This is a genomic window from Microbacterium sp. Beta (assembly GCF_005502545.1).
Classification (GTDB): domain Bacteria; phylum Actinomycetota; class Actinomycetes; order Actinomycetales; family Microbacteriaceae; genus Microbacterium; species Microbacterium oxydans.
The window spans coordinates 31,066-46,423 of the sequence record NZ_SCOG01000004.1 but is presented as its reverse complement, the minus strand read 5'-3'; the positions used below and the strand labels follow the sequence as shown (position 1 = coordinate 46,423).

The 15,358-nt window shown below is 68.7% G+C and carries 19 protein-coding genes; 10 read left to right on the top strand and 9 right to left on the bottom strand.

Translation table 11 applies throughout. The features are described from left to right. Positions 1–22 precede the first annotated feature (22 nt). The 5 genes from FFS56_RS05780 (at position 23) to FFS56_RS05760 (ending at position 3,825) form a co-directional block, all read left to right on the top strand. Positions 23–976, top strand: a complete 954-nt coding sequence (locus FFS56_RS05780) for an iron-siderophore ABC transporter substrate-binding protein (protein WP_127011625.1) — start codon at positions 23–25, stop codon at positions 974–976. 78 nt (positions 977–1,054) lie between these two features. Beyond that, a complete protein-coding gene (locus FFS56_RS05775) occupies positions 1,055–1,837 on the top strand; it encodes an ABC transporter ATP-binding protein (RefSeq protein ID WP_127011624.1) in 783 nt (260 codons plus the stop codon). Positions 1,838–1,871: 34 nt separating this feature from the next. Further along, positions 1,872–2,600, top strand: a complete 729-nt coding sequence (locus FFS56_RS05770) for a ribonuclease H (RefSeq protein WP_127011623.1) — start codon at positions 1,872–1,874, stop codon at positions 2,598–2,600. Between the two features lie 29 nt (positions 2,601–2,629). Next, positions 2,630–3,019, top strand: a complete 390-nt coding sequence (locus FFS56_RS05765; RefSeq protein ID WP_137771804.1) for a MauE/DoxX family redox-associated membrane protein — start codon at positions 2,630–2,632, stop codon at positions 3,017–3,019. A gap of 80 nt (positions 3,020–3,099) precedes the next feature. Next, positions 3,100–3,825, top strand: coding sequence for a Pr6Pr family membrane protein (locus FFS56_RS05760; RefSeq protein WP_127011622.1), 726 nt, complete (start codon positions 3,100–3,102; stop codon positions 3,823–3,825). Here the strand turns inward: FFS56_RS05760 and FFS56_RS05755 are convergent. The 3 genes from FFS56_RS05755 to FFS56_RS05745 form a co-directional block, all read right to left on the bottom strand. After that, complete coding sequence (locus FFS56_RS05755; protein ID WP_046746939.1) at positions 3,816–5,168, bottom strand: NAD(P)/FAD-dependent oxidoreductase; 1,353 nt, start codon at positions 5,166–5,168, stop codon at positions 3,816–3,818. The two genes, FFS56_RS05760 and FFS56_RS05755, sit on opposite strands and share 10 nt — an antisense overlap. A gap of 159 nt (positions 5,169–5,327) precedes the next feature. Further along, positions 5,328–6,305, bottom strand: a complete 978-nt coding sequence (locus FFS56_RS05750; RefSeq protein ID WP_127011621.1) for an SRPBCC family protein — start codon at positions 6,303–6,305, stop codon at positions 5,328–5,330. A gap of 2 nt (positions 6,306–6,307) precedes the next feature. After that, positions 6,308–6,697 (bottom strand): helix-turn-helix domain-containing protein, encoded by a 390-nt coding sequence (locus FFS56_RS05745; RefSeq protein ID WP_113680289.1) that lies wholly within the window; start codon positions 6,695–6,697, stop codon positions 6,308–6,310. Between the two features lie 121 nt (positions 6,698–6,818). On the opposite strand from FFS56_RS05745, the gene FFS56_RS05740 reads away from it, so the two are divergent. Then, a complete protein-coding gene (locus tag FFS56_RS05740) occupies positions 6,819–7,961 on the top strand; it encodes an epoxide hydrolase family protein (RefSeq protein WP_233437368.1) in 1,143 nt (380 codons plus the stop codon). A gap of 57 nt (positions 7,962–8,018) precedes the next feature. Here the strand turns inward: FFS56_RS05740 and FFS56_RS20975 are convergent, their stop codons facing one another. After that, the gene (locus tag FFS56_RS20975) at positions 8,019–8,396 is read right to left on the bottom strand and encodes an SDR family oxidoreductase (protein WP_127011597.1); all 378 of its coding nucleotides are present in this window, start codon (positions 8,394–8,396) and stop codon (positions 8,019–8,021) included. Positions 8,397–8,494: 98 nt separating this feature from the next. Here FFS56_RS20975 and FFS56_RS05730 point away from each other — a divergent pair, with 98 nt between their 5' ends. Further along, positions 8,495–9,247, top strand: a complete 753-nt coding sequence (locus tag FFS56_RS05730) for an SDR family NAD(P)-dependent oxidoreductase (RefSeq protein ID WP_127011596.1) — start codon at positions 8,495–8,497, stop codon at positions 9,245–9,247. Positions 9,248–9,394: 147 nt separating this feature from the next. On the opposite strand, the gene FFS56_RS05725 is transcribed toward FFS56_RS05730, so the two are convergent. Beyond that, positions 9,395–9,721, bottom strand: a complete 327-nt coding sequence (locus FFS56_RS05725; RefSeq protein WP_046746943.1) for a hypothetical protein — start codon at positions 9,719–9,721, stop codon at positions 9,395–9,397. A 71-nt stretch (positions 9,722–9,792) separates the two neighbouring features. Then, positions 9,793–10,215 (bottom strand): MarR family transcriptional regulator, encoded by a 423-nt coding sequence (locus FFS56_RS05720; protein ID WP_227751321.1) that lies wholly within the window; start codon positions 10,213–10,215, stop codon positions 9,793–9,795. Between the two features lie 149 nt (positions 10,216–10,364). Here FFS56_RS05720 and FFS56_RS05715 point away from each other — a divergent pair, with 149 nt between their 5' ends. Next, positions 10,365–10,604, top strand: coding sequence for a hypothetical protein (locus FFS56_RS05715; RefSeq protein ID WP_058632740.1), 240 nt, complete (start codon positions 10,365–10,367; stop codon positions 10,602–10,604). After that, positions 10,604–11,158, top strand: coding sequence for a MarR family transcriptional regulator (locus tag FFS56_RS05710; protein WP_046746946.1), 555 nt, complete (start codon positions 10,604–10,606; stop codon positions 11,156–11,158). Before FFS56_RS05715 ends, FFS56_RS05710 begins: the two co-directional genes overlap by 1 nt. Positions 11,159–11,166: 8 nt before the next feature. Here the strand turns inward: FFS56_RS05710 and FFS56_RS05705 are convergent, their stop codons facing one another. From FFS56_RS05705 to FFS56_RS05695, 3 genes are all read right to left on the bottom strand, one after another. Further along, entirely contained in the window at positions 11,167–11,484 is a 318-nt protein-coding gene (locus FFS56_RS05705) for a metalloregulator ArsR/SmtB family transcription factor (RefSeq protein ID WP_045262318.1), read from the bottom strand. Continuing rightward, a complete protein-coding gene (locus FFS56_RS05700; RefSeq protein ID WP_046746947.1) occupies positions 11,481–11,963 on the bottom strand; it encodes an SRPBCC domain-containing protein in 483 nt (160 codons plus the stop codon). Before FFS56_RS05700 ends, FFS56_RS05705 begins: the two co-directional genes overlap by 4 nt. Before the next feature lie 292 nt (positions 11,964–12,255). Further along, positions 12,256–13,479, bottom strand: a complete 1,224-nt coding sequence (locus FFS56_RS05695; protein ID WP_046746948.1) for an MFS transporter — start codon at positions 13,477–13,479, stop codon at positions 12,256–12,258. Positions 13,480–13,628: 149 nt separating this feature from the next. Between FFS56_RS05695 and FFS56_RS05690 the strand changes: the two genes are divergently transcribed. Next, complete coding sequence (locus tag FFS56_RS05690; protein ID WP_046746949.1) at positions 13,629–15,326, top strand: SDR family oxidoreductase; 1,698 nt, start codon at positions 13,629–13,631, stop codon at positions 15,324–15,326. Positions 15,327–15,358: the final 32 nt, after the last annotated feature.

Sequence of the window (15,358 nt, the reverse complement as noted above, 5' to 3'; positions counted from 1 at the left end):
AACATCACTAGGGTTGTGAGACGTGAACAGACCTCATCGAACGCGCTTCCGTCCGCTCGCCACCGCTGTCGCCTCTCTGGCCGCGATCACCCTGATCGCCACAGGATGCTCGAGCACCCCCGCAGCGGAGGAATCCGCTCCCGCCACGGACTCGAGCTATACCGTGGAGCACGCGTTGGGCGAGACGGAGTTCGAGTCGGTACCCGAGCGGATCGTCGTGCTCGACTCCCCGCAGATGGACGCGCTGGTCGCCCTGGGCATCACTCCGGTCGGCGCACCGGAGATCGGGGCCGGACGCGGTTTCCCGGCCTACCTCGCCGATGATCTCGACGGCACCGAATCGATCGGCTTCATCGCCGAGCCCGACGTCGACGCGATCGCGAACCTCGCCCCCGACCTGATCATCGGCTCGAAGGTGCGGCACGAGGCACTCTACGAGGAGCTGTCGGCCATCGCGCCCACCGTCTTCTCGGAGGACACCGGCACCAACTGGACCGAGCAGGCCGTGCTGACCGCCGCCGCCGTGGACCAGAGCGACAAGATGGACGAGCTCATCAAGGGCGTCGAGGACCGTGCGTCCGAGGTCGGCTCGGCGGTCGAAGCCGACGGCACCACCGCATCGATCGTCCGCTTCCGTGCCGACAACTTCCGCCTGTACGGGCCCGGCACGTTCTCGGGCTCGCTGCTCACCGACATGGGGTTCGACCTGGGCGCCGACCGCGACTGGAACGAGTACTCGATGATGGAGCTCAGCCCAGAGCTCTACGAGCAGATCGACGGCGACGTGGTGTTCTACATGAGCCCCGGCGGAGACCCGACCGCGACCACGCAGGAGCGGATCACCGGACTGTGGGGCGCCCAGCCCGGCCCCGCCGGCGACAAGGCCTTCGAGGTGGAGGACGACACCTGGATGGTGGGCATCGGCGTGATCGGTGCCAACCTTGTCATCGACCAGGTCGAAGACCTGCTCGGCTGACCCCTTTCGAATCGCTCGATTGGTTCCATCCCACCCGGAAACGGAACCATTCGGGCGATTCGAACACCCGGAGGAACAATGACCACGCCGCACCCGGCACTCGAAGCCCGTGGACTCGTCGTCGCCTACGACGGCAAGGTCGTCGTCGACGGCGTCGATCTGGCGCTGCCGGAGGGGTCGTTCACCGTGATCCTCGGGCCGAACGCCTCGGGCAAGTCCACCGTGCTGCGCGCCCTCGCCCGGGTGCTGAAGCCCGAATCAGGCGACGTGCTGTTCGACGGACGCGCGCTCGGCGAGTACGGCTCCAAGGAGCTCGCCCGCAGGATGGGACTCCTGCCGCAGGACGCCATCGCCCCCGAGGGGATGCGCGTCGCCGACCTGGTCTCGCGCGGCAGGTATCCGCACCACTCCGCACTGCAGCGGTGGACGTCCACCGATGACACCGCCACGCGCGAGGCTCTCGCCGCGACCAACACCACCGACCTCGCCGAGCGCTACGTGGACCAGCTGTCCGGTGGGCAGCGGCAACGCGTCTGGGTCGCGCTCCTGCTCGCCCAGCAGACACCGGTGATGCTGCTCGACGAGCCGACGACCTTCCTCGACATCGCGCACCAGTACGAGCTGCTCGATCTGCTGCGGGACCTCAACACGCAGGGCAAGACCGTCATCGCGGTGCTGCACGACCTCAACCAGGCGGCTCGGTATGCGGACAACCTCGTGCTCATGAAGGAGGGGCACGTGATCGCCACCGGCACCCCGTCCGAACTCATCACGGCAGAGCGCATCGGCGACGTCTTCGGCATCGACGCGGTGGTGACACCCGATCCGGTCACCGGTACCCCGATGGTGGTCCGGCGGTGAATTCCGCGTCGTCCCCCACCGTTACGGTTGGAGGATGACGATCACCGCCGCCGCAGACGGCTCCGCCCTGGGCAACCCCGGCCCCAACGGCTGGGCCTGGTACATCGACGACGCGAACTGGGCGGCCGGCGGTTCGCCGCACGGCACCAACAACCAGGGCGAGCTGCGCGCCGTGCTGGAACTGCTGCGCGCGACGGCCGGCACCGACGAGAAGCTGCTGATCGAGTGCGACAGCCGGTACGTGATCGACTCCGTGACCAAGTGGATGCCGGGGTGGAAGCGCAAGGGCTGGCGCAAGTCCGACGGCGGACCGGTGCTGAACCGCGACCTGCTGGAGGGCATCGACGAAGCCATCCGCGGCCGTGACGTCGAGTTCTCCTGGGTCAAGGGCCACGCAGGTCACCCCCTGAACGAGGCCGCCGACGAGCGGGCGAACGCGGCAGCGAAGGCGTACCAGGCCAAGCAGGAACCGCGGCGAGGACCGGGCTTCACGATGGCGACGGATGCCGGAGCTGCGGTCGCCGCCTCAGCTGCGGTCGCCGCGTCCGCCCCCTCGGCTCCGGCTTCCACTCCCACAACACCGGCGCCCGGCGCAGAGACCCTGTGGGCCGAGGCCTCCGATCTCCTCGACGGGCTGGATGCGCCGGAGGACGACCCGATCGAGCTGCGCATCCCGCTGTCGTCCGACGAGCACGCGAGGCTGCGAGACCGTGCAGAGGCTCAGGGCGTCTCGCTCGAAGAGGCACTCCGTCGGCTGATCTGAGCGCAGTGGCGGAGGCGTACACTCGCACCATGTCGACTCCTGCCCGCACCATCGGCCGTATCTTCCTCGGCGCATCGCTCGTCTTCGCCGGCGTCTCCCACCTCACGGTGGCGCGCGAGGAGTTCCAGGCGCAGGTGCCGGAGTCGCTGCCCCTCGACCCCGACACCACGGTGCTGGCCTCCGGCGTGGCCGAGGTCGCGCTCGGTTCCGCTCTGCTGCTGGCACGCCGCCGTCGGCGCACCGTCGGCACGATCGCCGCCATGTTCTTCGTCGCCGTGTTCCCCGGCAACGTGGCGCAGTGGATGCACCACCGCGACGGATTCGGTCTCGACACCGACATGAAGCGCTTCGTCAGACTGTTCTTCCAGCCCGTGCTCGTCGCTCTGGCGCTGTGGTCGACCCGGGAGCCGCGGCGCTGAGCGACCGTCGCGGGTGAGGGCGCCCGCTGCGGCACGGCGGCTCCTCCGAGGAGCGGTCCGTAGACTCGGCGGATGACGGAATGGGTGGTGACGCAGCGGTGAAGGCCCGCACCGTCTTCGGCCTGCTCCGCCTCGGCGCCGCCGCCGTCTGCCTCGTGGCGCTCATCCATCGACTCGCCTGGGGCCTGGCGTCGAACACCATCGCCAGCCAGAACTTCTTCGCCTATCTGACCAACCAGTCGAACATCGCGTTCGTGGTGCTGTTGAGCATCGCGGGCGTGATCGCCCTGCGCACGGCACGCGATCCGCGCTGGCTCACGGTCGCGCTGGCTCTCGTGCTGACCTGGACGATCACGGCTGGACTCGTGTTCGCCATCCTCGTCTGGCAGGCCGGAGTCCGCGGTATCCGCATCGACGTCCCGTGGTCGGATCAGGTGCTCCACTTCTGGCTGCCCGCAGTGACGGTGGCGGCATGGGCGCTCGCCCCCGGGCACCGTTCCGTCCCGTGGCGGGTGGTGCCGGCGACGCTCGCCTATCCCGTGCTCTGGGGCGTGTTCACGATGATCCGTGGGCCACTGATCGGTTGGTACCCCTACTACTTCCTCGACCCGCGACAGGTGAGCGGACCGCTGGAGTTCCTCGTGTCGTCCGCGATCGCCCTCGCGACGTTCGCCCTGGTCGCCTCGGTGCTCGTGCTCATCAGCCGCATGCCGCTGCCGCGAACGCTGCGCAGGGAGGGCGAGCAGAGCGCGGAGACTCCGACGGTCGTGCAGGCCTCGATAGACGAGCGCGTCGGTCAGACGTAGAGGGAGAGCGAGGCGAGGGCGGCTTCGATGGCCTCGTCCTCGTCGAGCTGCGCGAAGTCGGCGGCAGCCGCTCCGCCCACGATCCCCACGAGCACGTTCTCCCCGGTCGCGGGTCGCAGGTTGATCCAGGTCGGGATCGCCACGTCGGCACCGACAGAGTGCCAGATCGCCTCCTCGCTGTCCCAGAACGCCTCGTCCCAGCGCAGCCACACCGTCTCGATCGCGCCCATGCCGAGAGCGGAGACCGCGCCGCGGTTGGAGAAGGGCAGGGGCGGGTCGAACTCGATGCTCCGGTCCTGCAGCACCCCGAGCGGCACGGTGACGACGACCCGGTCGAACGACAGCGCCTCCCCGGTACCGAGACGCACGCTCACCCCCGAGTCGTCGTACGCCAGTCTCGCGACGGGCGAGTTGAGGCCGACGGTGACGCCGTCGAGCGTCTTCTCGATGAACGGCGTGAGGTCGCCCGTCGCCGCCTTCGGGTCTCCTGTGGGCAACGGCGGCGCGAACCAGCTCGAGAGTTCGTCGGCGCCGGCTCCGGTGCGGGCGGCGAGGATCGCGAGCAATGCGGCGGTCGCGGGGTCAGCAGGGTCGATACCCGCGGCGGTCAGCGCGTCGGCCACGGAGGTGTCTTCGGGAGCAGCCTGGGCCGTCGTGATCGCGGCGTCGAAAGGCTGCGGGTCGACCGGGTCGATGTCGCCATCGGCTCCACGCCAGAGTTCGCCGGAGAGATCGACGATCCCGACCTCCCCGCTGCTCAGGCGATCGAGCACCTCGCTGTCGTCCGCGTTGAAAAGCCAGGCCCCGAGCTGCGCCGGTACGGGCCAGGAGTCGTCGAGGCGCGAGTGGATCCTCCCGCCGACACGGTCTCGTGCCTCGAAGACCGTTACCTCCATGCCGCCCTCGGCGAGGAGCGCGGCGACCGTCGCGCCGGCGAGTCCTGCGCCCACCACGGCGATGCGTTCGCCCGAGGTCGCCGGGACCATGACTTCTTCGGCGGCGCGGGTGCCCGAGGCGATGGCTCCGCGCACCGTGCCGGGAGCGTCGACGTCGGTCGCCTCGCCCGCGAAGAACAGCCGCTTGCCGACGGGTCGCGCCAAGGCGGAGCGGGTATCGGACAGCACACCGACCGGGGTGAAGCTGACGGCGCCGAGAGAGTACGGGTCCGTTGTCCAGGTGCTGCGCACGCTCCCTGCCGCGGCGGGAACCCCGGGCGGAGGCTCCGGCTCACGCGTGCGCGTCGGGGTGGGCGTGGGCGCAGGTTCGGGGGTGCAGGAGACGAGCAGCACCGAAGCGACACCGGCTCCGGCGCCGAGGAGCAGAGTGCGGCGCGTGATCCTCATCGTGACGCCACCCTATCCCGCCTCATCGGGTTCCGCCTGCCGACTCCGCGTCGGGTGCGGCAGGCGGCGCGTGAACAACTCCTCAAGAACAGTGCGCCGAGAGCCGGAGAACCGGCCGGACCGCCGGGGGTCCGGCCGGTCCTGAGGAGTTGTTCACACTCAGACGGCGAGCAGCTCCCGCTCCAGGCGGGCGAACGACGACTCCATGCCGTCCACCATGCCGGTGGCGAGGATCATGTCGCGCGTCTCCTTGTCCGGGTACTCGATGAGCAGCGTGACGAGGGTCGCGCCGTCCTCCTCATACAGGTTCAGATCGTTGAGGGTCTCGGTCGGCAGGCCCTGCATCCGCTCGGTGGTCACTGCGCGGCGCGGAGCATCGATCAGCAGCGCCTCCCCCTCGAACCCGAACGGCTGCCCCTCGGTGTCGCCGACCGGCGCCCACGAGTTCCGGTACGACTGGCCGACCTCGGTGGCGGCGACGCACTCCGTCATCTCCCACCCGTCGGGTCCGAGCATCCACTTGCGGATGAGCTCGGGCTCGAAGTGCGCGCGCCACACCAGCTCGCGCGGTCCATCGACCAGCCGGGTGATGCGCACGTGCGTGTCGTCGAGCAGTTCCAGCCGCGTGCCCTTGCCCTGCGCATAGTCGCGGAGATCCTGCAGCACGGCGTCGAGCTGCGCCATGGCCATCTTGATCCCCTCGACCTGACCCATCTCGACGACCTGCTCGAGGGCGTCGACCGAGTCGAAGTGGCTCGTTGTGGTCATGCGGGTGCCGTCGGCGGTGGACTCGAAGGCGAAGGTCATCCGCTGGGCGGGGAAGCCGTCGAGCGGTGTGCCGTTCTCGTCGACGAACGAGTCGATGACCTCGAACGCGTTCGGCGCATCGATCGAGATGAACTCCCACGACCCGGACGACTTCTCCCCGCGCGGACCGTTCATCGAGTACTGCGCACGACCGCCGACGGTGTGGTCCCACGCGGTGAAGGTGGCCGGCCATCCGGGAGGGCCCCAGAAGCGCTCGAGCTGCCGCGGGTCGGAGTAGGCGCTCCACACCCGCTCGATCGGGGCGGCGAAGTCGGCGACCACGGTCATGGTCAGGTTGTCGGCATCGGTGATGACGTCGGTGACAGGCATGTTCAGTCTCCTTGTTCGGTGTTCGTGCTGTCGCTGTTGTCGGACGAGTTGGACCGAGGAGTCTCGGCCAGCAGATCGTCGAGCCGGGCGATGCGCGACCGCCACAGCTCTTCGTAGCGGGCGAGGAGCGCCCTGGCGCGGGCGATCATCTGGGGGTTCGCGCGGACGAGCCGCTCGCGTCCCTCGGCGCGCTTGACGATGAGGTTCGCGGCTTCGAGCACGGCGACGTGCTTCTGCACCGCGGCGAACGACATCTCGTATTCGGAGGCGAGGGTCGAGACCGACTGCTCCCGCTCGATCGTCCGGCGCAGGATGTCGCGCCGGGTCGACGTCGCCAGTGCGTGGAAGACACGGTCGACCTCCGCTTCGCTCAGTTCCCTTTGTGCAACCATTTGGTTGTACGTTATGCCTGTGCGGCGGGTGTGTCAAGGAGGATTCGTGAATCGCGCCTCGGTGTCGGTGCCCCGCGATAGCGTCGCATCACAGCCCACGCCGTCCAGGAAGAGGTCTCCCTTGTCCCGGCACTCCCTCCTCGACGTCGGCGAGCATGACCTCGAGGATCTGCGCCGGCGGCTGCGCAACGCGCGCTGGGCCGAGCCGTGGCCCGTGGAGGGCTGGGAGGCGGGCACCGAGCAGGCGGAGCTTCGCCGGCTCGTCGACGTGTGGCTGAACCGCTTCGACTGGCGCGCGCAGCAACAACAGATCGAGGAGCTGCCCTGGCGGCAGGCAGACATCGACGGGACGCCTGTCGCTTATCTCAGCTTCGATGCCGAGCAGGGAGCGACCGGGGTTCCCGTTCTGCTCACGAACGGCTGGCCGAGCACAGCACTCGAACTCGTGGATGTTGCTCGGCGCCTCGCGACGCCGTCGCGTTTCGCGGGCGATACTGCCCACGCCGCCACGGTGATCGTGCCCGCGCTTCCCGGACTGCCGTTCTCACCGCAACGCCCCCGACTCGGCGTTGAGACGCACGACCTGTGGCACCTGCTGATGACGGATCATCTCGCCTTCCCCCGATACCTCGCGCACGGCGGCGACCTGGGAGCGGGGATCACCTCTCGTCTCGCGCAGGCATACCCCGACGAGGTGGTCGGCATCCACTTGCTGTCCACAGCCGCTCCCGCACACGTGGACGAGGAGTCGATCACCGCCGAAGAGCAGGCTCACCTCGACCGGGTACAGGAGTGGTCGGCGTCCGAAGGCGGATATCAGCATCAGCAGCAGACGCGGCCGCTCACACTGGCGCCAGCTGTCTCGGACTCCCCTGTCGGATTGCTGTCGTGGATCCTGGAGAAGCATCGATCCTGGAGCGACTGCGGCGGCGACGTCTCCTCCCGCTTCAGCGACGACTACCTGCTGACACTGGCGTCCGTGTACTGGTTCACGAACTCGACCGGCACGTCGTTCCGCCCCTACTACGAGCACGCCGCGGGATTGACCTCACGCATAGAACGGGTGGAGGCGCCGACCGCCGTCGCCCTGTTCCCGCACGACCTGGCGTCGCCGCCGCGGAGCTGGGTCGAACGCACGTACAACCTCGTCCGCTACTCCCGGATGCCACGCGGGGGCCATTTCGCGCCGCACGAGGAGCCGGCCTTGCTCGCCGACGACATCTCCGCATTCGCACGCTCACTGCCGCACGCATCCCCCGCGTGAATCCACCTCTCATCGCGGACCAAGCGGCGCGGCGGCATCGATCGCCCCCTCGACTGGTCACAGCATCGACGTGAGCACCCCGCCGTCCGCGCGCACAGCCGCCCCGTTCGTGGCCGACGCGCGGGGGCTCGCGAGGTAGGCGACCAGGTCGGCCACCTCGGTCGGGTCGAGGAACCGCTCCAGCAGAGTGGTGCGGTTCTTGCCGATGATGACCTGCTTCATGGCGTCCGGTGACAGATCCTGCACCTGCGCCACAGCCTCGACCGCCGCAGCGACCCCATCGGAATAGGGCTGGTGCAGCGTCTCGTCTTCGACACGCTCACCGCCGCGCAGGCGCGACAGCTGGGGTCGATCAGCACCCGTATCTCCGCGGCGATCAGTCTTGATCCGATCTGGACACCGGGAGCGGAATCCGGGCGCGACTAGTCCATTCATGTGAATCCACCTCCGCGTTTCAGGCGTAGGCTGGAGTGAAGGACGGACCGTCCGAGAAGATCTCCCGGCACCGTGCCCGCCCGGAAGTGGAGTCCCTCGTGGCTCAGTACGACGTCTCGAACCGCTCGGCGATCGTGACGGGAGCAGGCAGCGGAATCGGTCGCTCGACCGCCCTCCTGCTGGCGAAGAACGGCGCATCCGTCGTGGTCAACGACCTGAACAAGGATCACGCGAACGCGGTCGTCGAGGAGATCCGCGCCGCCGGTGGAACCGCCGAGGCATCGGTCGGCGACGCGACCGATGCCTCGTGGATCTCTTCTTCCATCGAGCTGGCGAACTCGCTCGCCCCGCTGCGCATCGGCGTCAACAACGCCGGCATCGGCGGAGCGTCCGCTCCGACGGCCGAGTACGAGGACGAGGCCTGGGACAAGGTCATCGCGATCAACCTCAACGCGGTCTTCCGCAACATGAAGGCGCAGATCCCCTCGATCCTCGCGAACGGCGGCGGGTCGGTCGTGAACATCGCGTCGATCCTCGGCAGCGTCGGGTTCGCCAACTCCCCCGCCTACGTCACCGCCAAGCACGGCGTCGTCGGCATGACCAAGTCGGCGGCACTCGAGTACTCGGCACAGGGCGTGCGCGTGAATTCCGTAGGCCCCGGGTTCATCGACACCCCGCTGCTCGCGAACATGGGACCCGAGGCGAAGGACTTCCTCGTGTCGAAGCACCCGATCGGACGCCTGGGGCAGGCCGACGAGGTCGCGAACCTCATCGCGTTCCTCGCCAGTGACGCCGCGAGCTTCATCACCGGCAGCTACCATCTGGTCGACGGCGGCTACACCGCCCTCTGAACGAATGGCATCCGACCCCGGGACCCGATTCCCGGTGGTCGGATGCCATCAGCAGCGACGCAGACACCCCCCGATGTCGTCGCTGCGAGCCTCGGCCGTCGTCGCGCACGCCTTGCCCAGGAGCACGTCGGCGGCGGAGGCGAGTTATCAGGCGACCGCGTGCATCGCAGGCGCCGGAGAGAGGAGCGGCGCCAGCTCCATGTCCGTCAGGTCCAGACCGTGCGCAGAGCTCGCTGCGGCCATCATCTTGACCAGCAGCGGGCGCTGAAGCTCGATCTCCTCCGCGACGGCGAAGCGCACGGGAATCGAGGCGTGCATCCACAGCGTCTCCGTGCCCGATCGCGACGTGCGCAGGGTGAGCGGGAACGATTCTCCTCGGCGGAGCTTGGTCACGGTGACGAGTCGAAGGTGGGCGAGTGTCGCATCGTCGATCTCCACGATCTGCGATTCCCCGGCGTAACTGAGCTGGCCCATGAGTCCCTCATTCCTGTGCGTTTTGTACAGGAATTAGATTACTAGTTTAGCTAGCTAAATGGCAAACGAGACTATTCGATCGCATCGATCTCCGCCGTGAGCCGCCGCAGGAACCTCGAGATCACGGCAAGCTCGGCGGAGGTGAACTCCTCTTCCACCCGCGCCACCCGCCGCGAGACCTCGTCCGCGGGCGAGTTGATGTCGCGGAGTGAAGGACGGATCACCTTCGAGCGCCTGTCGTCCGGATGCGCCGTCACCACGATCTGAGCGCGATCGGACAGACGCCTGATCACGGAGGTGATCGCCGCAGTACTGACCCCCAGGTGAGCGGCGAGATCACTCGGAGTCACGGGCGCATCGACCGGGGCCGCTGCGATGAAGCGAAGGGCCGATCGGTCGGTCTCGTTGGGCTGGCGCCCCGCCACGAGGCGCCGCGCGAGCCGCGCCTCCACGCGCAGCAGTTCATCGACGTCGCGGTCGAGCCGAGACGCCATGACCCCCAGACTGTTCCCCATCACACCCCTCATCGATTCCGAAACCCATCTTAGCTCGGAAGTCTTTTTATCTGTCTGACTAGCAAAATCCCGCGTGCATCACACTGTCGCACGGGTGAGAGGATGGATACACCGCAAGAAAGGACGTCATGGTCGAGCGATCCGCACTCGATGACGAGAAGTACATCGACTACGCCGCTCTCCTCGAGCGCCTGGAACGACAGTTCCCCACCGTCCCGCGCGATCGGATCGAGCAGATCATCGTGGCCGAGAACGACGCGATCACGGGCGGCTTCCTCCTGATCGTCCCCGCCGGGGTCGCGACAGGTGCGATCGAGATGCTGACGCGGGAGTCCTCTCCCGTGGCAGACGGAGAGGCGGTGGCCTGATGACCGAGCCCCAGGAGTACGCACGCTCGGGGTACTGGTACCCCGACGCCGAGAGCGCCAGCACCGTCGATGTCCTGAACATGCTGCGGCGTTACCGCGCGGCCGAGACCGCGATGCGTGCGCGCACCCGCGCTTCGATGGGCATGAACGAGACCGACCTGATGGCGCTGCGCTTCCTGCTGCGCGAGCAGCGCGCGGGCCGCATCGTCCGTCCGATCGACATCGCCAGGATGCTCGACATCTCCACCGCTTCGACGACCACTCTCATCGACCGCCTCGAGAAGGGCGGACACGTCCGTCGCGAGGCGCATCCGACGGACCGCCGCGCCGGAGTCGTGGTTCCGAGCGTGAGCAGCGACGAGGAGGTCAGGGCCACCCTCGGTGCCATGCATCGCCGCATGCTCACCCTGGTCGACGAGCTCTCCGACCAGGAGCGGGCCGTGGTCACACGGTTCCTCGCCGGTATGACCGCGTCGATAGAAGAGGCATCCGACCTCGACCAGGAGCTCCGGAATGTCATCCGGGACGAGAAGGGCCCCCACGCGGCGGAGTGACCCCCGCGCTACAGCCCTTCCGCGATCTCCTTGATCGCAGCGAGGCGGCGGTCCCACTCGCGTCCGATCACGTCGAGCTTCGCGGCCGTCGCGGAGAGCTCGGCACCGACGACGCGGAAGCGCACCTCGCGCCCCACCCGAACCGGCTCGACGAGTCCCACCTCCTGCAGCACGGCGAGGTGCTTGGCGATCGCCTGACGGGACACCGGAAGGCGCCCGGCGAGGGCGGATGCCGAGGCATCCCCCTCGCCGAGTGCCGTCAGGATGCTCCAGCGCGTCTCGTCCGCGAGTGCCGCGAACACGGGAAGCAGTGTCTCGGTCGTCACGCTTCGCCTTCCACGAGCGCGACCATCTTGTCGAGCTCCAGATCCCAGCCGGTACGGTGCGACTCGAGGTTGGCCCTGGGGTCGGAGGTGCGCTCGAACCCGCTCTCGACGACCGTGAGCCGCGTGCCGCCATCCGCCTCCTCGAGCGTGAAGGTGAAGACGGTCGAGGTCGACTCGTCGATGCTGTCCGGCAGCGCGCCGAGGGCATCGTCATTGTTCCATCGGTACGTGATGCGCCGCGGCTCGTCGAACTCCTCGACCCGGAGGGGGATCACGTCGTAGTCGGGGAACGTCATCGTGCCGATCGCTCCGACGCCGCTGCCCTCGAGCACCGTGCGCCCGAACCAGCGCGAAATGTGCTGCGGCTCTGCCACGGCTCGCCACACCTTGTCGACGGGTGCCGCGATCTGGATGCTCCGCCGCACCGAGAATGTCTCCTCGTCGACGACGGATGCCTCGTTGTGGGTCATGTTCACCATGATGGGTCCTTTCGGGATTTCCTGCATGTCCCGCCGGCCGGATCAGCCGACTGCAACTCCAGAGTTGCACCTCTCGACTCCATGCGCAACCCTAGAGTTGCAGTACGTCACTGCTCACCTCATATAGCTCACTCTGCATCGCGCCTCACGCCGGCGTCACCTGTCGGAGGAAATCACGAATGCATGAGGAATCGCAGGAAGACCGCCCGGCATCCGTGTTTTCTTCCGCCATCCGGAACCCGCGGAACGCAAGGGCACACCGGCACCCCAGCCGCAGCACCCCGTGCCGGACTCAGACGCGAGGACGCCGCTTCTCGAGGAAGCCCGCCAGCACCACGGCGACGAGGGCGGCCACCGGCGCGACGAGGAGCCCCGCCCGCAAGCTCTCGTTCTCGGCGATGTACCCCACGAACGGCGGAGACAGCAGGAACCCGAGGCGCAGCAGCCACGACACGACCGTGAGCCCGACCCCCGGCCGCAGTCCCGGCAGTTCGTCCGCGGCATGCATCGCCGCGGGGATGAGCGTGGCGATGCCGAAGCCGACGGCCGCGAACCCCAGGATCGTGCCGGGCACCGACGGATACGCGAGCGCCAGCGTCATGCCGACCGCCGCGATGGCGCCGCCGACCCGCGCGACCCACCTCTGTCCGAAGCGGTCCGTGAGCGGATCGCCGATGATCCGACCGATGAACTGCGCACCGACCAGGGCGATGAAACCGAGAGGAGCGATCGCCGCAGCGGCTCCGAGCGAGTCGGCGAGATACAGAGTCGCCCAGGAGTTGCCCGCATCCTCGGCGACGGCGCCGGCCATGGCGATGAGAGTCAGGGCGATGATCGCGATGACGGTGCGCGGCGTCACTCCGCGGCGGAGTGTTCCGGCGAGCTCGGCCGGCTCGGCCGCGGCCTCCTCGTCGACCTCGTCGTCACGGCCAGGGAGGCAGAAGCGCAGGGCGACGAGCGCGACCGTGGCGAACACGGCCGTCGAGATGCCCAGGTGCACGGCCAGCGGCAGCTCCAGCGCGATCGCCACTGCAGCCATCGCCCCACCCAGCACCGCGCCGATGGACCAGATGGCGTGGAAGCCGTTGATGATCGACCGCCCGTAGCGACGCTGCACCCGCAGGCCGTGGGCGTTCTGGGCGACATCGGTGATCGCGTCGGACGCTCCGCCGAGGAACAGGGCGACCGCGAACAGCAGGCCCGACGGAGCGAGGGCCGCCGACAACAGACCCAAGCTCGTCAACACGGTGCCGATCACGGCGATGCGAGCGGAACCGAACCGACGGATGAGTACTGCGGCCAGAAGGCCGGCGGCGATGGCTCCGGCGGGGAATGCCGCGATCGCGAATCCGTACCCGAGGTTGTCCAGCCCCAGAGCGGACTTGATCTCCGGGTACCGCGGGAGGATGTTCGCGAACAGCGCCCCATTGGTCAGGAAGAGCGCGGAGACGGCGATGCGCGCGCGGCGGGATGCCTGGTCGGGCACAGGTCGTCGAATCGATTCGATGGAGGCCATGTCTACGATCGTACGGTGCACAGCAGGCCGCGACCGACACGATCACGCATGTGCCCCCGACAGTGCTCCCGGCGTCGCAGCTCTACTCATCCCCGACGCAGGCCGCAACCCCGTTTCCGCGCGCGCATCCTCGGGCCTACGCTCGTGCCATGTCCGAACTCACCCAGCCCACCGGTCGTGAAGAGGCTCTGCGCGCCATCCCCCGCGACGACGGGACTCCCCCGCGTGCTCTGGTGCTCGGGGCGACCGGCTACATCGGCGGTCGACTGACTCCGCGGCTGCTGAACGCCGGATACCGCGTGCGTGTGCTGGCGCGGGACGCGGCGCGGGCTGCGTCGTTCCCGTGGGGCGCCGACTGCGAGATCGTCGAGGGGTCGGCGGATGATGCGGATGCCGTCGCCGCGGCCATGGACGACGTCGACGTCGTCTACTACCTGATCCACTCGATGTCGGCCGGCAAGGGCTTCGAGGAGAGCGACGAGCGCGCGGCGCAGACGGTGGCAGAGGCGGCTGCGCGAGCGGGTGTGCGGCGGATCGTCTACCTCGGCGGTCTGCATCCGGATGATGCACAGCTCTCCCCGCATCTGCGCTCGCGTGTGCGGGTCGGCGAGATCTTCCTGGACTCGGGAGTGCCGACACTCGTGCTGCAGGCGGGCGTCGTGATCGGATCGGGATCGGCGTCGTTCGAGATGATCCGCCACCTCACCGACGTGCTGCCGTACATGCCGGCGCCGAAATGGGTGCGCAACCGGATCCAGCCCATCGCCGTGCGCGACGTGCTGCATTACCTCCTCGGGGCAGCGCAGGTGGATTCCGACGTGAACCGCGCTGTCGATATCGGCGGCCCCGACGTGCTGCGCTACGGCCAGATGATGAACGGCTACGCGGTGGAGGCGGGACTGCGCCAGCGGGCCATCGCCGCCCTCCCCGTGCTGACTCCGGGCCTCGCTTCGCACTGGGTGAATCTCGTGACACCGGTCCCGCGATCGATCGCCCGCCCCCTCGTGGCGTCGCTGCAGAACGAGTGCATCATGAAGGATCACGCCATCGACGAGCTGATCCCCCAGCCCGAAGGCGGTCTGACCCCGTATCGGCGCGCGGTCGACCTGGCGCTCGGCCGCGTGCGAGGCGACACCATCGAGACCAGTTGGCAGGACTCCGAGGTCTCGGGCGCTCCGAGCGACCCGCTGCCGAGCGATCCCGACTGGGCGGGACGCACCGTGTTCACCGACTCCCGTTCGGTCACGACGACCGCGTCACCCACAGAGCTGTGGCGCGTGATCCTCGGCATCGGCGGAGAGAACGGCTGGTACTCCTCGCCCCTGTTGTGGGCGGTGCGCGGTTGGATGGACCGCATCGTGGGCGGCGTAGGCCTCAGCCGCGGGCGCCGCAGCCGTACCGCCGCACGCGTGGGCGACGCGATCGACTTCTGGCGCGTCGAAGCGGTGGAGACCTCGGATGCCGGATCGCTGCTGCGCCTCCGCGCCGAGATGAAGGTGCCGGGAGAGGCATGGCTCGAGTTGCGTGCCGTGCCCGATGCGAAGGGCGCCCGCTACGAGCAGCGCGCGATCTTCTTCCCGCGCGGTCTCACCGGACGCCTCTACTGGCTCGCCGTGCTGCCCTTCCACGGCGCGATCTTCGCGGGCATGGCAGCACGCATCACGGCCGCCGCCGAGGACCTCGAGACCTCTCCATCGGCGCCGCCCCACCCCGCGGAGACCAGCGACCCCGCCGTCCCAGGCGAACCCGCCGTCCCAGGCGAACCCGCCGTCCCAGGCGAACCCGCCGGGACAGGCGAACCCGCCGGATCAGGCGACTTCACCGCGAAGTCGCCTGATCCCGCGTGAACGCCTGACCCGACGCCCGCAGACGAGGCCGG